The organism is Pseudomonas sp. 21LCFQ02, from assembly GCF_024129895.2.
Taxonomy (GTDB): Bacteria; Pseudomonadota; Gammaproteobacteria; order Pseudomonadales; family Pseudomonadaceae; genus Aquipseudomonas.
In genome coordinates this window covers 136439-150300 of sequence record NZ_JAMYEA020000002.1, presented here as the reverse complement: position 1 = coordinate 150300, position 13862 = coordinate 136439, and the positions used below count along the sequence as shown (strand labels likewise).

The 13862-nt window shown below is 61.5% G+C and carries 14 protein-coding genes and 1 pseudogene; 12 read left to right on the top strand and 3 right to left on the bottom strand.

The window, feature by feature from the left end; translation table 11 throughout:
• Positions 1-2 precede the first annotated feature (2 nt).
• The 12 genes and pseudogenes from NJC40_RS28715 to NJC40_RS28660 all read left to right on the top strand — a co-directional run.
• Positions 3-1769: pseudogene (locus NJC40_RS28715) on the top strand (glycosyl transferase family protein); the annotation flags it as partial.
• The gene (locus tag NJC40_RS28710) at positions 1766-3721 is read left to right on the top strand and encodes an NfrA family protein (protein ID WP_253141020.1); all 1956 of its coding nucleotides are present in this window, start codon (positions 1766-1768) and stop codon (positions 3719-3721) included. The pseudogene NJC40_RS28715 and the gene NJC40_RS28710, both read left to right, overlap by 4 nt.
• A gap of 2 nt (positions 3722-3723) precedes the next feature.
• On the top strand, positions 3724-4596 hold the full coding sequence (locus NJC40_RS28705; protein WP_253141019.1) for an alpha-amylase family protein: 873 nt from the start codon (positions 3724-3726) through the stop codon (positions 4594-4596).
• Between the two features lie 444 nt (positions 4597-5040).
• Complete coding sequence (locus tag NJC40_RS28700) at positions 5041-5481, top strand: CsgE family curli-type amyloid fiber assembly protein (protein WP_253116529.1); 441 nt, start codon at positions 5041-5043, stop codon at positions 5479-5481.
• Positions 5482-5491: 10 nt separating this feature from the next.
• Entirely contained in the window at positions 5492-5911 is a 420-nt protein-coding gene (locus tag NJC40_RS28695) for a curli assembly protein CsgF (RefSeq protein ID WP_045492869.1), read from the top strand.
• Between the two features lie 70 nt (positions 5912-5981).
• Positions 5982-7118: a hypothetical protein gene (locus tag NJC40_RS28690; RefSeq protein ID WP_045492871.1), complete on the top strand. Its 1137-nt coding sequence runs from the start codon at positions 5982-5984 to the stop codon at positions 7116-7118.
• A gap of 90 nt (positions 7119-7208) precedes the next feature.
• Positions 7209-8033 carry a CsgG/HfaB family protein gene (locus tag NJC40_RS28685; protein ID WP_231906518.1) on the top strand — a complete coding sequence of 275 codons (825 nt, stop codon included), beginning with the start codon at positions 7209-7211 and terminating at the stop codon, positions 8031-8033.
• 18 nt (positions 8034-8051) lie between these two features.
• Positions 8052-8558 carry a curlin-associated protein gene (locus NJC40_RS28680; protein WP_253141018.1) on the top strand — a complete coding sequence of 169 codons (507 nt, stop codon included), beginning with the start codon at positions 8052-8054 and terminating at the stop codon, positions 8556-8558.
• A gap of 5 nt (positions 8559-8563) precedes the next feature.
• On the top strand, positions 8564-8857 hold the full coding sequence (gene csgH, locus NJC40_RS28675; protein ID WP_253141017.1) for a curli-like amyloid fiber formation chaperone CsgH: 294 nt from the start codon (positions 8564-8566) through the stop codon (positions 8855-8857).
• Positions 8858-8918: 61 nt separating this feature from the next.
• Positions 8919-9314 carry a lysozyme inhibitor LprI family protein gene (locus tag NJC40_RS28670; protein ID WP_045492879.1) on the top strand — a complete coding sequence of 132 codons (396 nt, stop codon included), beginning with the start codon at positions 8919-8921 and terminating at the stop codon, positions 9312-9314.
• A gap of 5 nt (positions 9315-9319) precedes the next feature.
• The gene (locus NJC40_RS28665; protein WP_253141016.1) at positions 9320-9463 is read left to right on the top strand and encodes a hypothetical protein; all 144 of its coding nucleotides are present in this window, start codon (positions 9320-9322) and stop codon (positions 9461-9463) included.
• A gap of 5 nt (positions 9464-9468) precedes the next feature.
• Positions 9469-9825, top strand: coding sequence for a GFA family protein (locus NJC40_RS28660; RefSeq protein WP_253141015.1), 357 nt, complete (start codon positions 9469-9471; stop codon positions 9823-9825).
• 218 nt (positions 9826-10043) lie between these two features.
• Here the strand turns inward: NJC40_RS28660 and NJC40_RS28655 are convergent, their stop codons facing one another.
• The 3 genes from NJC40_RS28655 to NJC40_RS28645 all read right to left on the bottom strand — a co-directional run bounded on the left by NJC40_RS28655 (position 10044) and on the right by NJC40_RS28645 (position 13819).
• Positions 10044-11156 (bottom strand): SGNH/GDSL hydrolase family protein, encoded by a 1113-nt coding sequence (locus NJC40_RS28655; RefSeq protein ID WP_231906520.1) that lies wholly within the window; start codon positions 11154-11156, stop codon positions 10044-10046.
• A 151-nt stretch (positions 11157-11307) separates the two neighbouring features.
• Positions 11308-12366: an SGNH/GDSL hydrolase family protein gene (locus NJC40_RS28650; RefSeq protein WP_253141014.1), complete on the bottom strand. Its 1059-nt coding sequence runs from the start codon at positions 12364-12366 to the stop codon at positions 11308-11310.
• Between the two features lie 49 nt (positions 12367-12415).
• On the bottom strand, positions 12416-13819 hold the full coding sequence (locus NJC40_RS28645; protein ID WP_253141013.1) for an MBOAT family O-acyltransferase: 1404 nt from the start codon (positions 13817-13819) through the stop codon (positions 12416-12418).
• Between the last annotated feature and the right edge of the window lie 43 nt (positions 13820-13862).

The window sequence follows — 13862 nt, the reverse complement described above, 5'->3', positions numbered from 1 at the left end:
GCACCATTGATGAAGTCGAACGGATGCGCCGCCGTTACAAGCAACTGCACCGCGTCGAGGTACCGCATGCCGGGCCGACCTGCAAGGCCGACTGCCTGAACTGGGTGATCCAGGCGATCTTCCACTACGAGAAAACCCACGGTATGAGCTTTGCCGGTACCGTGCTGCATGACAGCGAAGACGTGCTGCATCCGCTGGAGCTGCGCCTGTTCAACTACCTGCTGCCGCGCAAGGACATGATCCAGTTGCCGGTGGTATCGCTGGAGCGTAACTGGTACGAGTGGGTGGCAGGCACTTACATGGACGAGTTCGCCGAATGGCACGGCAAGGATCTGGTGGTGCGCGAAAGCATGACCGACACCGTGCCTTCGGCCGGGGTCGGCACCTGTTTCTCACGGCGCGCCCTGGAAGTGCTGGCAGCGGAAAACCAGAACCAGCCGTTCAACACCGACAGCCTGACCGAGGACTACGACGTCGGTGCACGCTTGGCCAAATACGGCATGAACGCGATCTTTGTGCGCTTCCCGGTGCAGTTCCGGGTGCTGCGCAAGTCGTGGTTTCGCAAGCCGTATGAATCGACCCTGAACATGCCGCTGTGCGTGCGCGAGTTCTTTCCCGATACCTTCCGCACCGCGTTCCGCCAGAAAGCCCGCTGGACCCTGGGCATCGGCCTGCAGGGCTGGGAGCAGATGGGCTGGAGCGGCTCGCTGGCCAACCGTTATCTGTTATTTCGCGACCGCAAGGGTATCGTCACCTCGTTCGTCAGCATCCTGGCCTACCTCATCCTGATTCAACTGGTGGCGCTGATCGTGCTGCGCTACAGCGGCCTGTGGGATACCAGCTTTCCGACCCTGTTCGATAACAGTGACCTGTTGAGTGTCCTGTTGCTGGCCAACGGCGCGGCACTGCTCTGGCGTATGGCCCACCGTTTCTATTTCACCAGCGTGCTGTACGGCTGGCAGCACGGGCTGTTGTCGATCCCGCGCATGGTGGTAGGCAACTTCGTCAACTTCATGGCCGCCGCCCGCGCCTGGCGCATGTTCCTGACTGGCAAGCTGCTGGGGCGCAAGCTGGTCTGGGACAAGACCATGCACGACTTCCCTTCCACCGACCTGGTGGCCAGCGCGCCGCGCAAGCTGGGCAGCGTGCTGCTGTCGTGGCAGGCGATCAGTGATGAACGCCTGCAAAGCGCGCTGGATGAACAGCACAGCCGTCCCCTGCCGCTGGGCCGAATCCTGCTGAGCCGTGGCTGGCTGGATGACGAAACCCTGGCCGAGGCGATCGCCTTTCAAAATGACCTGCCACGTATCTTCGACCTGCAGGCGCAGTGTCAGGATGACCTGATCGACCATGCGCTCGTCCTGCGCTGGCGTGCCGTGGCGCTGGGCGCAAATGAACACGGCCAGCCACGCATCGCCGTGACCAGCCCGCTGAGCGACGAAGCGCTGCAGCAAATCAGCATCGCGCTGGGCGGTGAGCCGTTGCAGTTGATTGCCCGGGAAAGCGAAATCAACGCCCTACTGCGCCGGATCGGCGCCGCCACACAAGGCCAGCAACCTGCCAAAGGCACGCCGCTGCTCGGCGACTTGCTGATCGAAGCCGGGCTGATCGACCGTCAGGTGTTCGACCGGGCGATGCTCAATTATCAGCCACAACAACACGGAAGAATCGGCGACTACCTGGTGGATCTGGGCGTGTTGCCGCGCGAGACCATCGAACAGGCCGTTGAACGCCAATACCGTTTTGAGCCAATGGAGTCCACGCCATGAAGCGCGCACTGCTGCCGTTAATGGCAAGCCTGGCCCTGCTGCCGGCCAGCGTCATGGCCGAAGTCCTGCCGCTGGCCTTGAGCGGCCCGGCGTATCACTTGGCCAACGAGGCTTACCTGGCCTATGACCGCAAAGATTACGACCAGGCGGTCGCCAAAGCCCGTGAAGCCCTGCGCCAGCGCCCTGATGTGAGCGAGCTGAACGATCTGGTCAAACTGGCGCTGCGTGACAAGGATCGCCGCGACCACCCCGAACGATACCCCGATGCACGACCAAAACCCGGTTATCTGGCCGGTAATCAGTCGCTGCGCGAATACCGCAACGGCCATTACGATGCCGCAGCCAGGGCTGCACTCAAGGCCATCAGCCAAGCGCCTGAAAACCTCGACTATCGGCTGATGCTGATCGAAGCCCTGCAACGCCAGCAGAAGCTGGAGCAAGCCCACGCAGCCACCACCGAGGCCATCGCAACATTGGGGCCGCAACCGGAGCTGGTGCGCCGCCGGCAGGCGATCGAAGAACAGCAATCGGTAGTGATTGCCGCCAAAGGCTACGAGGCGCTGGCCCGGGGTGACAACGACAAGGCGGTGAGCCTGGCCCGTGATGTGGTGCAGCGCTATCCGCAGAACGTCGCGTACCGGCGCTTGCTGGTCAGTGCCCTGATCGCCCATCAGCAATACGAAGCGGCCCGCGCCGCCGCCAGCGAAGCCTTGGCCCTGCAAGGCAATGACGCCACGCTACTGGCCCAGCGCGGGCAGCTGCGCCAGCGCCTGGGCGACGACGCCGGCGCGCGCCAGGACTACGCCCAGGCATTGGCTGTCGGCAACCTGCCCGACCGTGAACGCGCGGCGCTGTATGCGGCCATGGGCCAACCCGATACAGCGCTTCGCTATCTGCAACAGGCACGGGCCAAGGGCGAGCTACAGGCCGGCGACGAAGTGCAGATTGCCTACTTCCTCAGCCAGGCCGGCGAGCAGGATCAAGCGCTGGCGACGTTTCGCCAGGTGGACCGCAGTACCGGCCTTAAACCGGTCGACCTGCGCAACGCGGCCTACACCGCACAGCGCAGTGGCGATGACGTGCAGGCGATTGCCTACTTCGAGCGGGTGCTCGATTATCAGCGGGCCGGCACGCTGGACATGAGCGAACAGGAGGTATTCGACACCCGTCGCTCGGTAGCCGACCTGTCACGGCAATGGAGCCTGACCAACACCAGCACTTACCGCGGCGCCAGCACCAGCAGCGGTCTGGGCGGCGCACCCGGTGCCAGCAACGACAGCCTGCAAAACAGCACCGAAGTGGCCTGGCGCCCGCTGGGCTACAACAATGCGCGGTTCTTCGAGCTGTACGGCCGGCTGACCGACACACTGTGGAGCAAGGACGACAACGACACCGGTCGCGATGCCTTGCAAGGCGCGCTGGGGATCCGCTTCAAGCCGTTGTCGGCGTACAACGTGATGCTGGCCCTGGAGCGCACCTTCCCGCTGGCCGGCTCGAATGTCGACGGCGACTGGCTGGTGCGCCTGGGCTACGGCTCAAGCATCGGCACCGACCTGCGGGTCGACAAACCCGGCTGGTGGACCTCCCAACTGTATATGGAGGCCGGGCGCTACCTGCAGAACAGGCGCAACTACTTCAACAGCGAATGGCAGATCGGCCGCAGCATTCGTCTGGACCGTATCAGCCGCCGGCTGGTGATTTTCCCGCACATCGTGGCGGCCGCCGACTACGACTCGAAGATGCGCAGCCAGGTCGATGACCTGGGCCGCCAGCGCAGCTCATCCGGCAACGCCGGCGGCGTCGGAGTCGGTGTCGGGGTGCGCTACTGGATGCGTGAAACTCGTAGCAAGGCACCACAGTCCTACATTGACCTGTCGTTGCAATATCGCGAGCGGGTCTTCGGTGACGATCGCGCCGAAGGCGTCTTCGCTCGCTTTACCTACTCGTGGTGACCATGCCCCAGCTACCGCTGCTCCGTCGTCTGTCAACCCGCGCCCGGGTGCTCACCGGCGTGCTGCTGGGCTTGATAGCACTCGGTACCGGATTGCTCTATGCCATCGACAGCGAGCGGCCCGCGCCCGACATCGCCGGCATCGTCTGGCAGCCGGACAACGCGACGGTGGGCATCCAAGGCCAGTGGCACACACTCGGCGCCAAAGAGCTGCTGGTGCAGTGGTCAGTGGTCGACGATCAGGCATTCATACCCGGCACCGGCCTGCCGGGCGTGCCGGTGATGCCCGACTGGGAACGCATCGCCCGCGAACCCTGGGCGCAGGGTGTGATTCTCGGCCTGGCCGGCTATTTCAGCGAAAACCGCTCACGGGACAACATCGAGCACCTCGCAGCGTTGTCAGAACAGCTGGCCAGGGTCCAGACACCGCTAAACGTCACCGGCTGGTATTTCCCCGCGGAAGTCGACCCCAGCTGGACCCGCGCCAAAGAGCTGCCCGCGCTACTGGCCAAACTGCCTCGCCCGCTGTGGATCAGTGTCTATGACGGTGCCAACATCGGCCCTGCCGCCACTGCCGACTGGCTGCAGAGCTGGCTGCCGGCAGATGTCGGGGTGTTCTTCCAGGACGGCGTGGGCGTCTATGCGCGCACCGCGCCGGTGGCCCGCACTTACATGGACGTGCTCAGCCAGCGGCTGGGCAAAGACCGCGTACGGCTGATCGTCGAAGCCTTCCGGCCGCAATGGGGCGGCGGCTTTCGTCCGGCAACGCTGGATGAGCTCAAACCGCAAATGGCAGCGTATGCCGGCTATCCGCTGTACCTGTTCGATGGCCCGCACTATGTGACGCCTGAGCTGGTCGAGGGTCTGAACCCATAAACATCTGCCGGGGTGCCGTAAGACAACAACCGGGACGGTTAAATACCTCACTCAAATGAATGCAACTAATAATTCATTTGATGCCAAATAACGCCATCTTATATCCAAGCAGCGGCCTATAAGCCGCCTTTATATTTCATCGCCCACTGGATTCTCAACATCTATAACCCGCCCACCGTTAGATCATGCCTTTAATGGCTTATGTGCTCAACCCGTCAAATTAATTGACGTCACCTCTTCGCCTGACGGCCCCTGATGAAAGGCTGGCGCGCCCAGATCTATTATTGACGCCAGAAAACACCCCATAAGACCATTCATTTCGTTAGTTATAAATAACAATTTGGCGCCAGAAAATTATTTCCTGTTTAGTTTAAAAAAACAGTAGCACTTTGTAATTAACCAGTTATAAATTGGCATCACACACCTGTTGTGACTCAACGACCCATGAACTACTTCCGGCTCCTGAGCGTTCTCGTTCTGCAACTGGTACTGGCCTCTATTGGCTTGGCGCAGTCGAGTGTCGATCAAACGCCAGCGCTGACGCAAAAACGCACGCTCGACCAGGACGTGGGCGGTCTGGTCGTGGCGCAAACCATGACCCTGGCAGGTCGCGCGTTCTACGACAGTTTCGCCAGTGCCTGGAACGACAAGGACCCCGATGGCCGCTTTAGCGTGTCCATCAGCGAACGGCCCACGGCCCGGCTGGGCAGTCAGGTGTTTGTCGATTACGGCCACCGGCGCCTGGTGCAGATGTTTCTGCCGCCTAACCGCAGCCTTATCCCGGCGTTGGGCGCCAATGCCGCAGAGCAGGTTTATCAGGCAATTCTGGAGTATCAGGTGGCACAGTTTTTTGGCGATCCCGATATCGGTCGCGACGAACTCTAAAGGTAAGGTTATGCACCGTTATGCTTTGTTGCCTATCAGCTTGGGGCTGCTCTTTATTCTGGGCGGTCGCGTGCAGGCCAGCGAACTGGTCTACACACCGGTCAACCCTTCATTCGGTGGCAATCCGTTGAACGGTTCGGTGTTGATGAACCAGGCCACGGCACAGAACAAGTTCAAAGAGTCCAGCGCGTCCACCACCCAAAGTTCGCTGGAGCAGTTCAACAGCATGTTGCAGAGCGCCATTTTAAGCCGGGTCTCTTCGGCAGTGACCTCCAGCATCGTGGGCGCCGATGGCAAACTTTCGCCCGGCGTGGTTGAAACCACCGACTTCAGTATTGCCATTACCAACTTGCAAGGCGGGCTGCTACAGATTGTCACAACCGACAAAAGAACCGGCCAGACCACCCAGTTTCAAGTGAACCAACCGTAATACCGCCGTACTTGCTGTTCCTGCATTCACCGACCTCAAGAACCTGATCCTATTAATAAGGAAGACGTCCATGCGCACTCAAAAATCCCTGCTTTCACTCGCGGTTCTGGTTGCCCTGTCCGGTTCTGCACTGGCTGACAACAGCACCGTCAACGCCATCCAGAACGGCTCAAGTAACGCCATTACTTCGACTCAGATCGGTGCCAACCAGTCCTCGGTCTATGCCGAGCAGAACGGCAGGCGCAACACCGCCGGTATTGAGCAGACCGCCACCAGCAGCAGCGTGAGCGCGGTGCAGGCCGGCAGCAACAACACCGCGACAGCCCAGCAAAACGGCAACAGCAACCAGACCGGCATCAAACAGGTTGGTAATGGCGGTCAGACAGCCGCTGTGAAACAGGGCAGCGCGAACAACACCGCCAGCGTCGAGCAGACCTGGAACACCAACAGCACCGTGCAGATCGACCAGGGCCATACCTACGGCGGCAACAACAACCAGGCGTACGCCACCCAGAACGGTAACAACGGCACCACCAGCAACACCATTCAATGGGCCGGCTCAAACAATTTGGCGTCGAGCAACCAGCAAGTCAACAACGCTGCGCAGTCCACCATTAGCCAGCGCGATGGCAATAACAACAAGGGCTGGGTGACCCAGGTCGGCAACAACGTGGCCACCGCCACCATTGCCCAGTCACGCGGCGACAGCAACGAAGGTTCGATCAACCAGCAGTACGCGATTTACAACAACGCGGCCGGCATCGACCAAAGCTATGGCAGTGCCAACAAAGCGGCCATCGGCCAGAACGGCGGCTGGAACAACACCGCCACCGTGACCCAGGCCAACGGCAACCAGAACCAGGGTTATGTCACCCAGACCGCCGTGGCTGAGAGCAGCGCCGCCGTCAAGCAGACCCAGGGCAGCAACAACACCGCCAACGTCAACCAGTCCTACGGCTGGAAACTGGTCGCCAACGTCGAGCAGAAAGGCAACAACAACCAGGCCAACACCGTGCAGACCGGGGCTTACAACGAAGCCCGCCTGCTGCAGGACGGCTACAACAACGTGGCCAACGTCAACCAGAGCGGCATCGGCCTGGTCGGTCAGAGCAACGTCGTGGCGCTGACCCAGGCCAACAGCAACAACGTGGCCAACGTTACCCAGACCGGCGGCGCCGGCAACACCGCCACTATCACCCAGCGTTAATGGCTGTAGCCCCGCCGCTCACCCGACGGGGCGTTCTGGAGAGTCACGGACATGTACATCCGCGCGTTATCATTAATTGTGTGTGCAGCAATGCTGGTCAGCGGTTGTGCTACGTCCCGTCCAGCGGCGACCTTCAACCCCGCGTCGCTGGCTCCCCCTACCCAAATTTCCCGCGATCTGGCCAACCTGCCAGCCCCGGCCGGCCCGATTTCCGTGGCAGTCTATGGCTTGCGCGACCAGACCGGCCAATACAAGCCTTCACCAGACAGCTCGTTTTCCACGGCCGTCACCCAAGGCGCCGCGTCACTGCTGGTGACCGCCCTGCGTGACTCGAAGTGGTTCAAGCCGATGGAGCGTGAAAACCTGCAGGACCTGCTCACCGAGCGCAAGATCATCCGCGCGCTGGAGCAACCTCAGGACCAGGCCCAGGTACAGTTGCCCCCCCTGCGGCCCGCCAACCTGATCGTTGAAGGCGCCATCGTCGGCTACGAAAGTAACGTGCGCACCGGTGGCCTGGGCGTGCGTTACCTGGGCATCGGCCCTTCAGAGCTGTATCGCCAGGATCAGGTCACCGTCAACCTGCGGGCCGTGGACATCCGCACGGGCGAGATTATCCAGAGCATCACCACGACCAAAACGATCTTTTCCATCCAGGTCGATTTCGGCGTTTTCAAATATGTCTCGCTCAAGCACCTGCTGGAAGTCGAGACCGGTATCAGCCGCAATGAACCGGTCCAGCAGTGTGTGCGTGAAGCCATCGAGACCGCGCTGGTGCACATGGTTGCCCAAGGTGTGCGTGACGGCAGCTGGCGTCTGAAAAACCCTGACGACATCAACCAGCCGCTGCTGCAGGCCTATTTGAAGAATTACGACGAACAGACGCTGGCCATGCCTCTTACCGGGTCCGACAAATAATCCTCTACGGAGCAGATCATGGCATTTCATCTCAACCTGCGCGGCTACCTGGCCGCCGTCCTGCTGATCAGCAGCGGCCTCTGCCAGGCCGCCGATCTGCAAGCTGAAGCCCGCTACGCCGGCATCGTCAACGGTAAAGTGGCAAACATCGAACAGATCGGTTCCTGGAACCAGACCCGGGTCGAGCAAAGCGGTGCCAGCCAGCAACTGACCCAGCGTCAGGACGGCAATCGCAACCAGGCGCAGATCAGCCAGAGCGGCGCGAACAACCAGGCTTACCTGCAGCAGACCGGCAACGCCAACGACATCGTGCTCAGCCAGGCCGGCAGCTACAACCAGGTCAGCCTGCAACAAAACGGTCTGAACAACAGCGCCAACGTCCAACAGAGCGGCGCCTACAATCAGGCGCAGGTCAGCCAGTACGGCAATGGCAACCAGGCCAGCGTGCAACAGAGCGGCTTCGGCGGTACGGCCTCAGTCACCCAGTACGGCAACAATTCCACCGCCAGCATCAAACAATGGTGACCCCGATGATCGACATCTCCCAACTGGTGGTATCGATCGACACCCAGCGCAACGCCGAGGCGGTGCTGATAAGCCCGCTGCTGCAAAGCCCTGCGCCGCTGACCCTGCAATACCGCCTGAGCGTTCGCCAGACCAGCAGCAACGGCACCTCAAGCATCAGCCAGAGCGGCGACCTGCACAGCGGCGTGGCCTCTTCAGTCGTGCAAATCAGCCTGCCTTCAGGCGCGACATGCCAGATCCATCTGCAAGTTCTGCAGGACAATCAGGTGCTCAAACAACTCGAACGCGATTGCGAATAGCCCATATCCGGCTGCGAATCAGTATGCTTGTCGCCAACATCACTGATCGACAGAGGGACCTATGTCGCTGCCACGCTCGCTGCTGCTTCTCACCGCCTTGATCCTGCCTGCACTGCCTGTCCAGGCCAAAGAACCGCAATACAGCGTCACCTATGACCGCTGCATGGACACCTCCGGCGGCGTTACGGTGGAAATGCTCGACTGCAATGCCGCCGAGCTCAAACGCCACGACGCCCGCCTCAACGCCCAGTACAAAGCCGCCCTGGCTGCCCACGGCGAAACCCAGCAAGCGCTGCTGCGCGAGGCCCAGCGCCAGTGGATCAAGTACCGCGATGCCAACTGCAGCTTCTATGCCCAGCTCACCGGCGGCACCATGGACCGCCTCAACAGCAGCAGTTGCGTACTCGAAGCCACCGCGCGGCGGGCTGATGAGCTGGAAGGACTGGCGGGTATGTGAGCGTCATGAACCTGCTCGACCACTACCTGCCCGGCTACCAGTTTCAGGAAATACGCCAGACGAGTGCCACGCCCGAGCAACCGGCCTCCGCCGACAGAGCGACGATGGCCTGGAAACCATGGCTGACGGTGCAGTATTCAACAGGATGAAACACATGGCCCAGACCTTTACCGGCGGCTGCCTGTGTGGTGCGATCCGCTTCGAAGCCCACGGCGCCGCTGGCAACCCGCACAACTGCTCATGCCGGTTCTGCCAGCGCCACACCGGCAGCCTGAGCGCACCCTGGGTGGAATACCCCAGCGACCAGATACGCTGGACCGGCCCCGGCGGCGCACCGGCCACCTGGCGTTCCAGCGACTATTCGAGCCGGGCCTTCTGCGCCACCTGCGGCAGCTCACTCGGCGCGATAGACGATGCGCCGACAGTTGCCTTGCTGATCGGCTGCTTCGACGCCCCACGTAGCCTGGACTTCAAACCGGAGTATCACTCGTTTGAAGACCGGCTTGTTTGAGCGTACGCACGAATAGCCAAAGGCTTACACGCAGCAGAGAACAATTGCCATTTGCTGCCCCCGGCGACAGGCCTATATTTACATCCAACCACTGGTGAACAGGATGCTCACCAGGATCAAGGACGATCGACCGTGAAAGGATACTGCCGACAGGGAGTTGGAATGGTCTGGGACAAAAAACCCGCTTCGGCGGGTTTTTTATTGTCTGCTGAAAAGACCTAGCGTTTCCCGACCTGGCCCTTGAACCAGGCATACAACCCGGCTGCGCTCTGCCGGTAGCCTTCGGCAGTCAGATGGACCAGGTCCGGGCGGGCCAGGTCGCGGGCTTGCCAGCGCTCGATGGCGCAGTTGCCGCCCATGAACGCCTGCCAGTCCCAGAACAACGCATTGACCTGAGCGGCGACCCGGCGCTGGATCTGGATCACCGGGCGCAGGTTGTTGGCCTGTTTGCTTTCACAACGCGCCGCACGCTTGTTACGCACCGAGTCCGGGGCGCTGACCACCAACAACACCGTGCCGGGCAAGGCCTTGCGGAGCATCTGCAGCCGCTCGCGCAGGCGCTGCTCGTAGAGCGCCGGCTCCAGGCTGTCGTCGTAGGCTTCGTTGGTGCCATAGGCGAGGATCAGCAAGTCCGGGCGCAGTTGTTTGAGGGTGTCGAGCCAGCCGGCCTGCCACTTATCGACCACATCGAAGGTCGCACCATTGATGCCCAGCGCCGAATACAGCACGCCATTGTTGCGCTGCGACTGCAACAGCCAGCCGCCCACCGCCAGGCCATTGCTGCTGGCAAAGTTCAGCTCGACAGGCAGGCGCACATTGCTGATCGGCTGGCTGAAACGCCACTGGCCTTGAGTGACCGGCAATGCCCGGGCCTGGGTCGCGGTGTCTTTAGCCTGCAAAATGGTGCCGCGACTGGTCTGGTAGAGGGTCGACAGCGTATAGCGCTGTTCGCTCGGCTCACGGCTTTGCAGGGTCACGCCGGGACGGCTGGCGATCGGCAGCGACAGGTAGCCGCCCAGCGGAAATTGTGTGCTTTGCTGATTGCGCGCCGACACCAGGTCCCACTGACGTTTGCCGGTGTTGATGATCACCTGCTCGTAACGGGTGCCCGGGACCGGCGTGGCGGCGATAAAACCGATCCCGCCGTCGCCGTAGTCTTGCTGGAACAGCCGGCGCAGCTCGCCGCTGAACAGGTCGGCGGCCGTGTGTGAGTCGCCCAACTGGACGATATTGACCGGCTGACGCTGGGCGTTCTTGAGCTTGAGCGCCAGTTGGCTCAGGTTCGGGTCGACCCGGTTGGCCGGCAGCAAGGGTGTCCAGGCTTTGGTCACGATGCGCGTGGGCGGGCGCGGCGCTTCAGGCTGAACCGCAGCCGCACTCAGGGACAGGCCCGTCAGCAGCAGACAAAGGGCACCTCTAAAAACGACCTGCGTTGCCATCGCAGCGTTTTTAGAAGCACCCCAAAGGGCATGTTTGATCAACTCAACGCTCCGATAAACCAGGTTGGTGGACATCAATCAGGGTGAGCACCTTATTGGCGATCAGCCGCTGGCCCAATGGCGTGAAATGGATACCGTCGTCCCCACGAATCTTGCTCTTCTTGCCCGTCTCGTCGGTCATGTAGAACGAAAAATCATCGGCGCCGTAACCGAATACATCGTTGGCCGACAGGTAGAACTGCTGGTACTGCTGCGCCTCACTGCGATACACCTCGCGCAGGTACTGCATGGCCGTGGACAGTCTGGGGGTGTTCATGTTCGGCGGGCCGACCCAGATGACCCGGGCATTGTATTGCCGGGCCTGTTCGAGAATCGATTGCACACGCTGACGATATAGCGCTTCCCAGGCTTCGCTCTTGAAACGCAGGAATGGCTTGCCACGACTTTCGGGCATGTCCCAGGGATCGTTGGGGCCGAGAAACACCACCAGCAGACGAATGTTGCGGTGCGCCTCCAGGGTTTCATGCACGGTCTGCGGCCAGTTGAAGAAGCCTGGATACGCAAGCCCGGTGCTCTGTTTGCTCAGGTTGATGCTCTTGATGTTGAAGCGCTTGAGCAAGGTATTGGCCAGATGCGGCGCCACGCCTTGCATCAGCGAGTCGCCGACAAAGAACACCTCGTCGCCGGGCTCAAGGATGACCTGCCGGGTATTGATTGAACGGGCAGGCACCGGCGCGACGGTCGATACTGCGGGCGCCGCAACAGGCGTCTGGGATGCAGCAGGCGGCGGCAGCACAGGAACCTCGACCGGCGCAATATACACCGGTGCCTCGGCAGCACCGGCCATGACCGTCACCGCTGCCACCGTGGCGGGCAGTTGCACCACCGGCTCCGGCGGCACGCCGTCTGTACGCTTGCCAAGCTCGGCGACAAACGCATCGCGCCCCTGGCCCATGGCCCGCGTGATGTCCGCCCCCAGGCGCCACGCCGGGTTATCGCCCAGCCCGGGCAGTTCGCAACTGCGGTGGTACTTCTGCTGACAGTACAGACGCATCGAGTCCTGATTCAGCCAGCAGAGAATGATCATGGTCGTCAGCAGCATCAGCAGGGTCTTCAACGCAACCCGCAGACTGCTCCCAACAGTGGTGGACTCAAAAACTGGCATAAATGAAACCCGGCACGCCCGCAGGCGAGGCAAAGATGACCACGGAAATGAACAGCCCCAGCACCACCGGATACACCACCGCCGGCATCCGCTCGCCCGCCGCCAGCAGCTCACGCACGACACTCACCCAGGCCGGATACAACACCAGCACCGCCAGGCACGCCAACACCTTGAGCCCCGCATCACTGCTAAGGCCGTGCAATGACAGACCGGCCAGACCGTTGAGCAGTTCGCTGGCGTCTTCCAGCGTCGCACTGCGAAAGAAGATCCACGCCAACGCCACGTAATGGAAGGTCAGCAAACGTGCCAACAGACGTCCGCCCGGCCAACTGGCCTGCTCAGGCACCCAGTGCGACCACAATTTATAGATCGCCAGACCAATACCGTGCAGCGCGCCCCAGACGATGAAGTTGACGCTGGCGCCGTGCCAAAGACCGGAGATCAGCATGGCGATCATCATGTACAACATACCCAGCCACAGGCCATGCCGGTTGCCGCCCAGCGGGATATAGATGTAGTCGCGGATAAAGCGCGACAGGCTGATGTGCCAGCGGCCCCAGAACTCCTTGAGGTTATGCGCCAGGTACGGGTCGTTGAAGTTGTCCGGCAAGCGAAAGCCCAGCAACAGCGCGATGCCGGTCACCAGGTTGGTGTAACCGCTGAAGTTGAAGTAGATCTGCAGCGAGTAACCGTAGACCGCCAGCAGGATCTGCTCCGGCGAACCCGCCGAGGGGGTGTCGAAAATCGGGTCGACCCACTCGTTGGCCAGCCAGGAGCTGAGCAAAAACAGCTTGACCGCCGCCAGACCGATCAAACCCAGCGCGCGCTGCGGCTCAAGCACCTGACGCAGGCCGTCGGGACGAATCTGCGGCAGAAAATGCAAGGCTCGGTTCACCGGGCCGGCAATCAGGCTCGGAAAGAACGCCAGGTACAGGGCCAGATCCGGCAGCCCCGCCGGCTTGAGCTCGCCCCGGTTGATCGACACCAGATAACTGACCGAATGGAACACATAGAACGACAGCCCTACCGGCAGCAGCACCTGAAACACCGGCAACGCCAGGTTCAGACCCAATGACTGCCCGGCCGCCTGCACTGTCGTGGCCAGCAAGTCCTGATACTTGAAGCAGTAGAAACAGCCAAACACCACCGTGAGTATCAGCAGCCGTATGAACCAGCGCCCGGGCCATCGCGCGCTCAGATGCCCCAGGCCATATACCACCGCGGTGTAGCCCAGCAGCACATAGAGAAAGCTCAGGCCAAACGAGGCGAGGATGCCGTAACTGGCCGCCAGCAACAGCAGGTTCTGCAAGCGCGTGCTGGCGCACAGGCCCCAGTAGAGGATGAAAAAAAGCAGGAAACAGAGACCGAATTCGATCGAGAAATAGCTCATGCGCGTAGTCCGTTACGTCCGATTTCAGCGGGCTGGGCGAAGC

Bases quoted from the DNA above. Each gene is read 5' to 3' on its own strand.
- NJC40_RS28645 (WP_253141013.1), bottom strand. From the start codon at position 13,819: ATGAGCTATTTCTCGATCGAATTCGGTCTCTGTTTCCTGCTTTTTTTC.
- NJC40_RS28705 (WP_253141019.1), top strand. From the start codon at position 3,724: ATGCCCCAGCTACCGCTGCTCCGTCGTCTGTCAACCCGCGCCCGGGTG.
- NJC40_RS28710 (WP_253141020.1), top strand. From the start codon at position 1,766: ATGAAGCGCGCACTGCTGCCGTTAATGGCAAGCCTGGCCCTGCTGCCG.
- NJC40_RS28680 (WP_253141018.1), top strand. From the start codon at position 8,052: ATGGCATTTCATCTCAACCTGCGCGGCTACCTGGCCGCCGTCCTGCTG.
- NJC40_RS28665 (WP_253141016.1), top strand. From the start codon at position 9,320: ATGAACCTGCTCGACCACTACCTGCCCGGCTACCAGTTTCAGGAAATA.
- NJC40_RS28685 (WP_231906518.1), top strand. From the start codon at position 7,209: ATGCTGGTCAGCGGTTGTGCTACGTCCCGTCCAGCGGCGACCTTCAAC.
- NJC40_RS28700 (WP_253116529.1), top strand. From the start codon at position 5,041: ATGAACTACTTCCGGCTCCTGAGCGTTCTCGTTCTGCAACTGGTACTG.
- NJC40_RS28660 (WP_253141015.1), top strand. From the start codon at position 9,469: ATGGCCCAGACCTTTACCGGCGGCTGCCTGTGTGGTGCGATCCGCTTC.
- NJC40_RS28695 (WP_045492869.1), top strand. From the start codon at position 5,492: ATGCACCGTTATGCTTTGTTGCCTATCAGCTTGGGGCTGCTCTTTATT.
- NJC40_RS28650 (WP_253141014.1), bottom strand. From the start codon at position 12,366: ATGCTGCTGACGACCATGATCATTCTCTGCTGGCTGAATCAGGACTCG.
- NJC40_RS28670 (WP_045492879.1), top strand. From the start codon at position 8,919: ATGTCGCTGCCACGCTCGCTGCTGCTTCTCACCGCCTTGATCCTGCCT.
- NJC40_RS28690 (WP_045492871.1), top strand. From the start codon at position 5,982: ATGCGCACTCAAAAATCCCTGCTTTCACTCGCGGTTCTGGTTGCCCTG.
- csgH (WP_253141017.1), top strand. From the start codon at position 8,564: ATGATCGACATCTCCCAACTGGTGGTATCGATCGACACCCAGCGCAAC.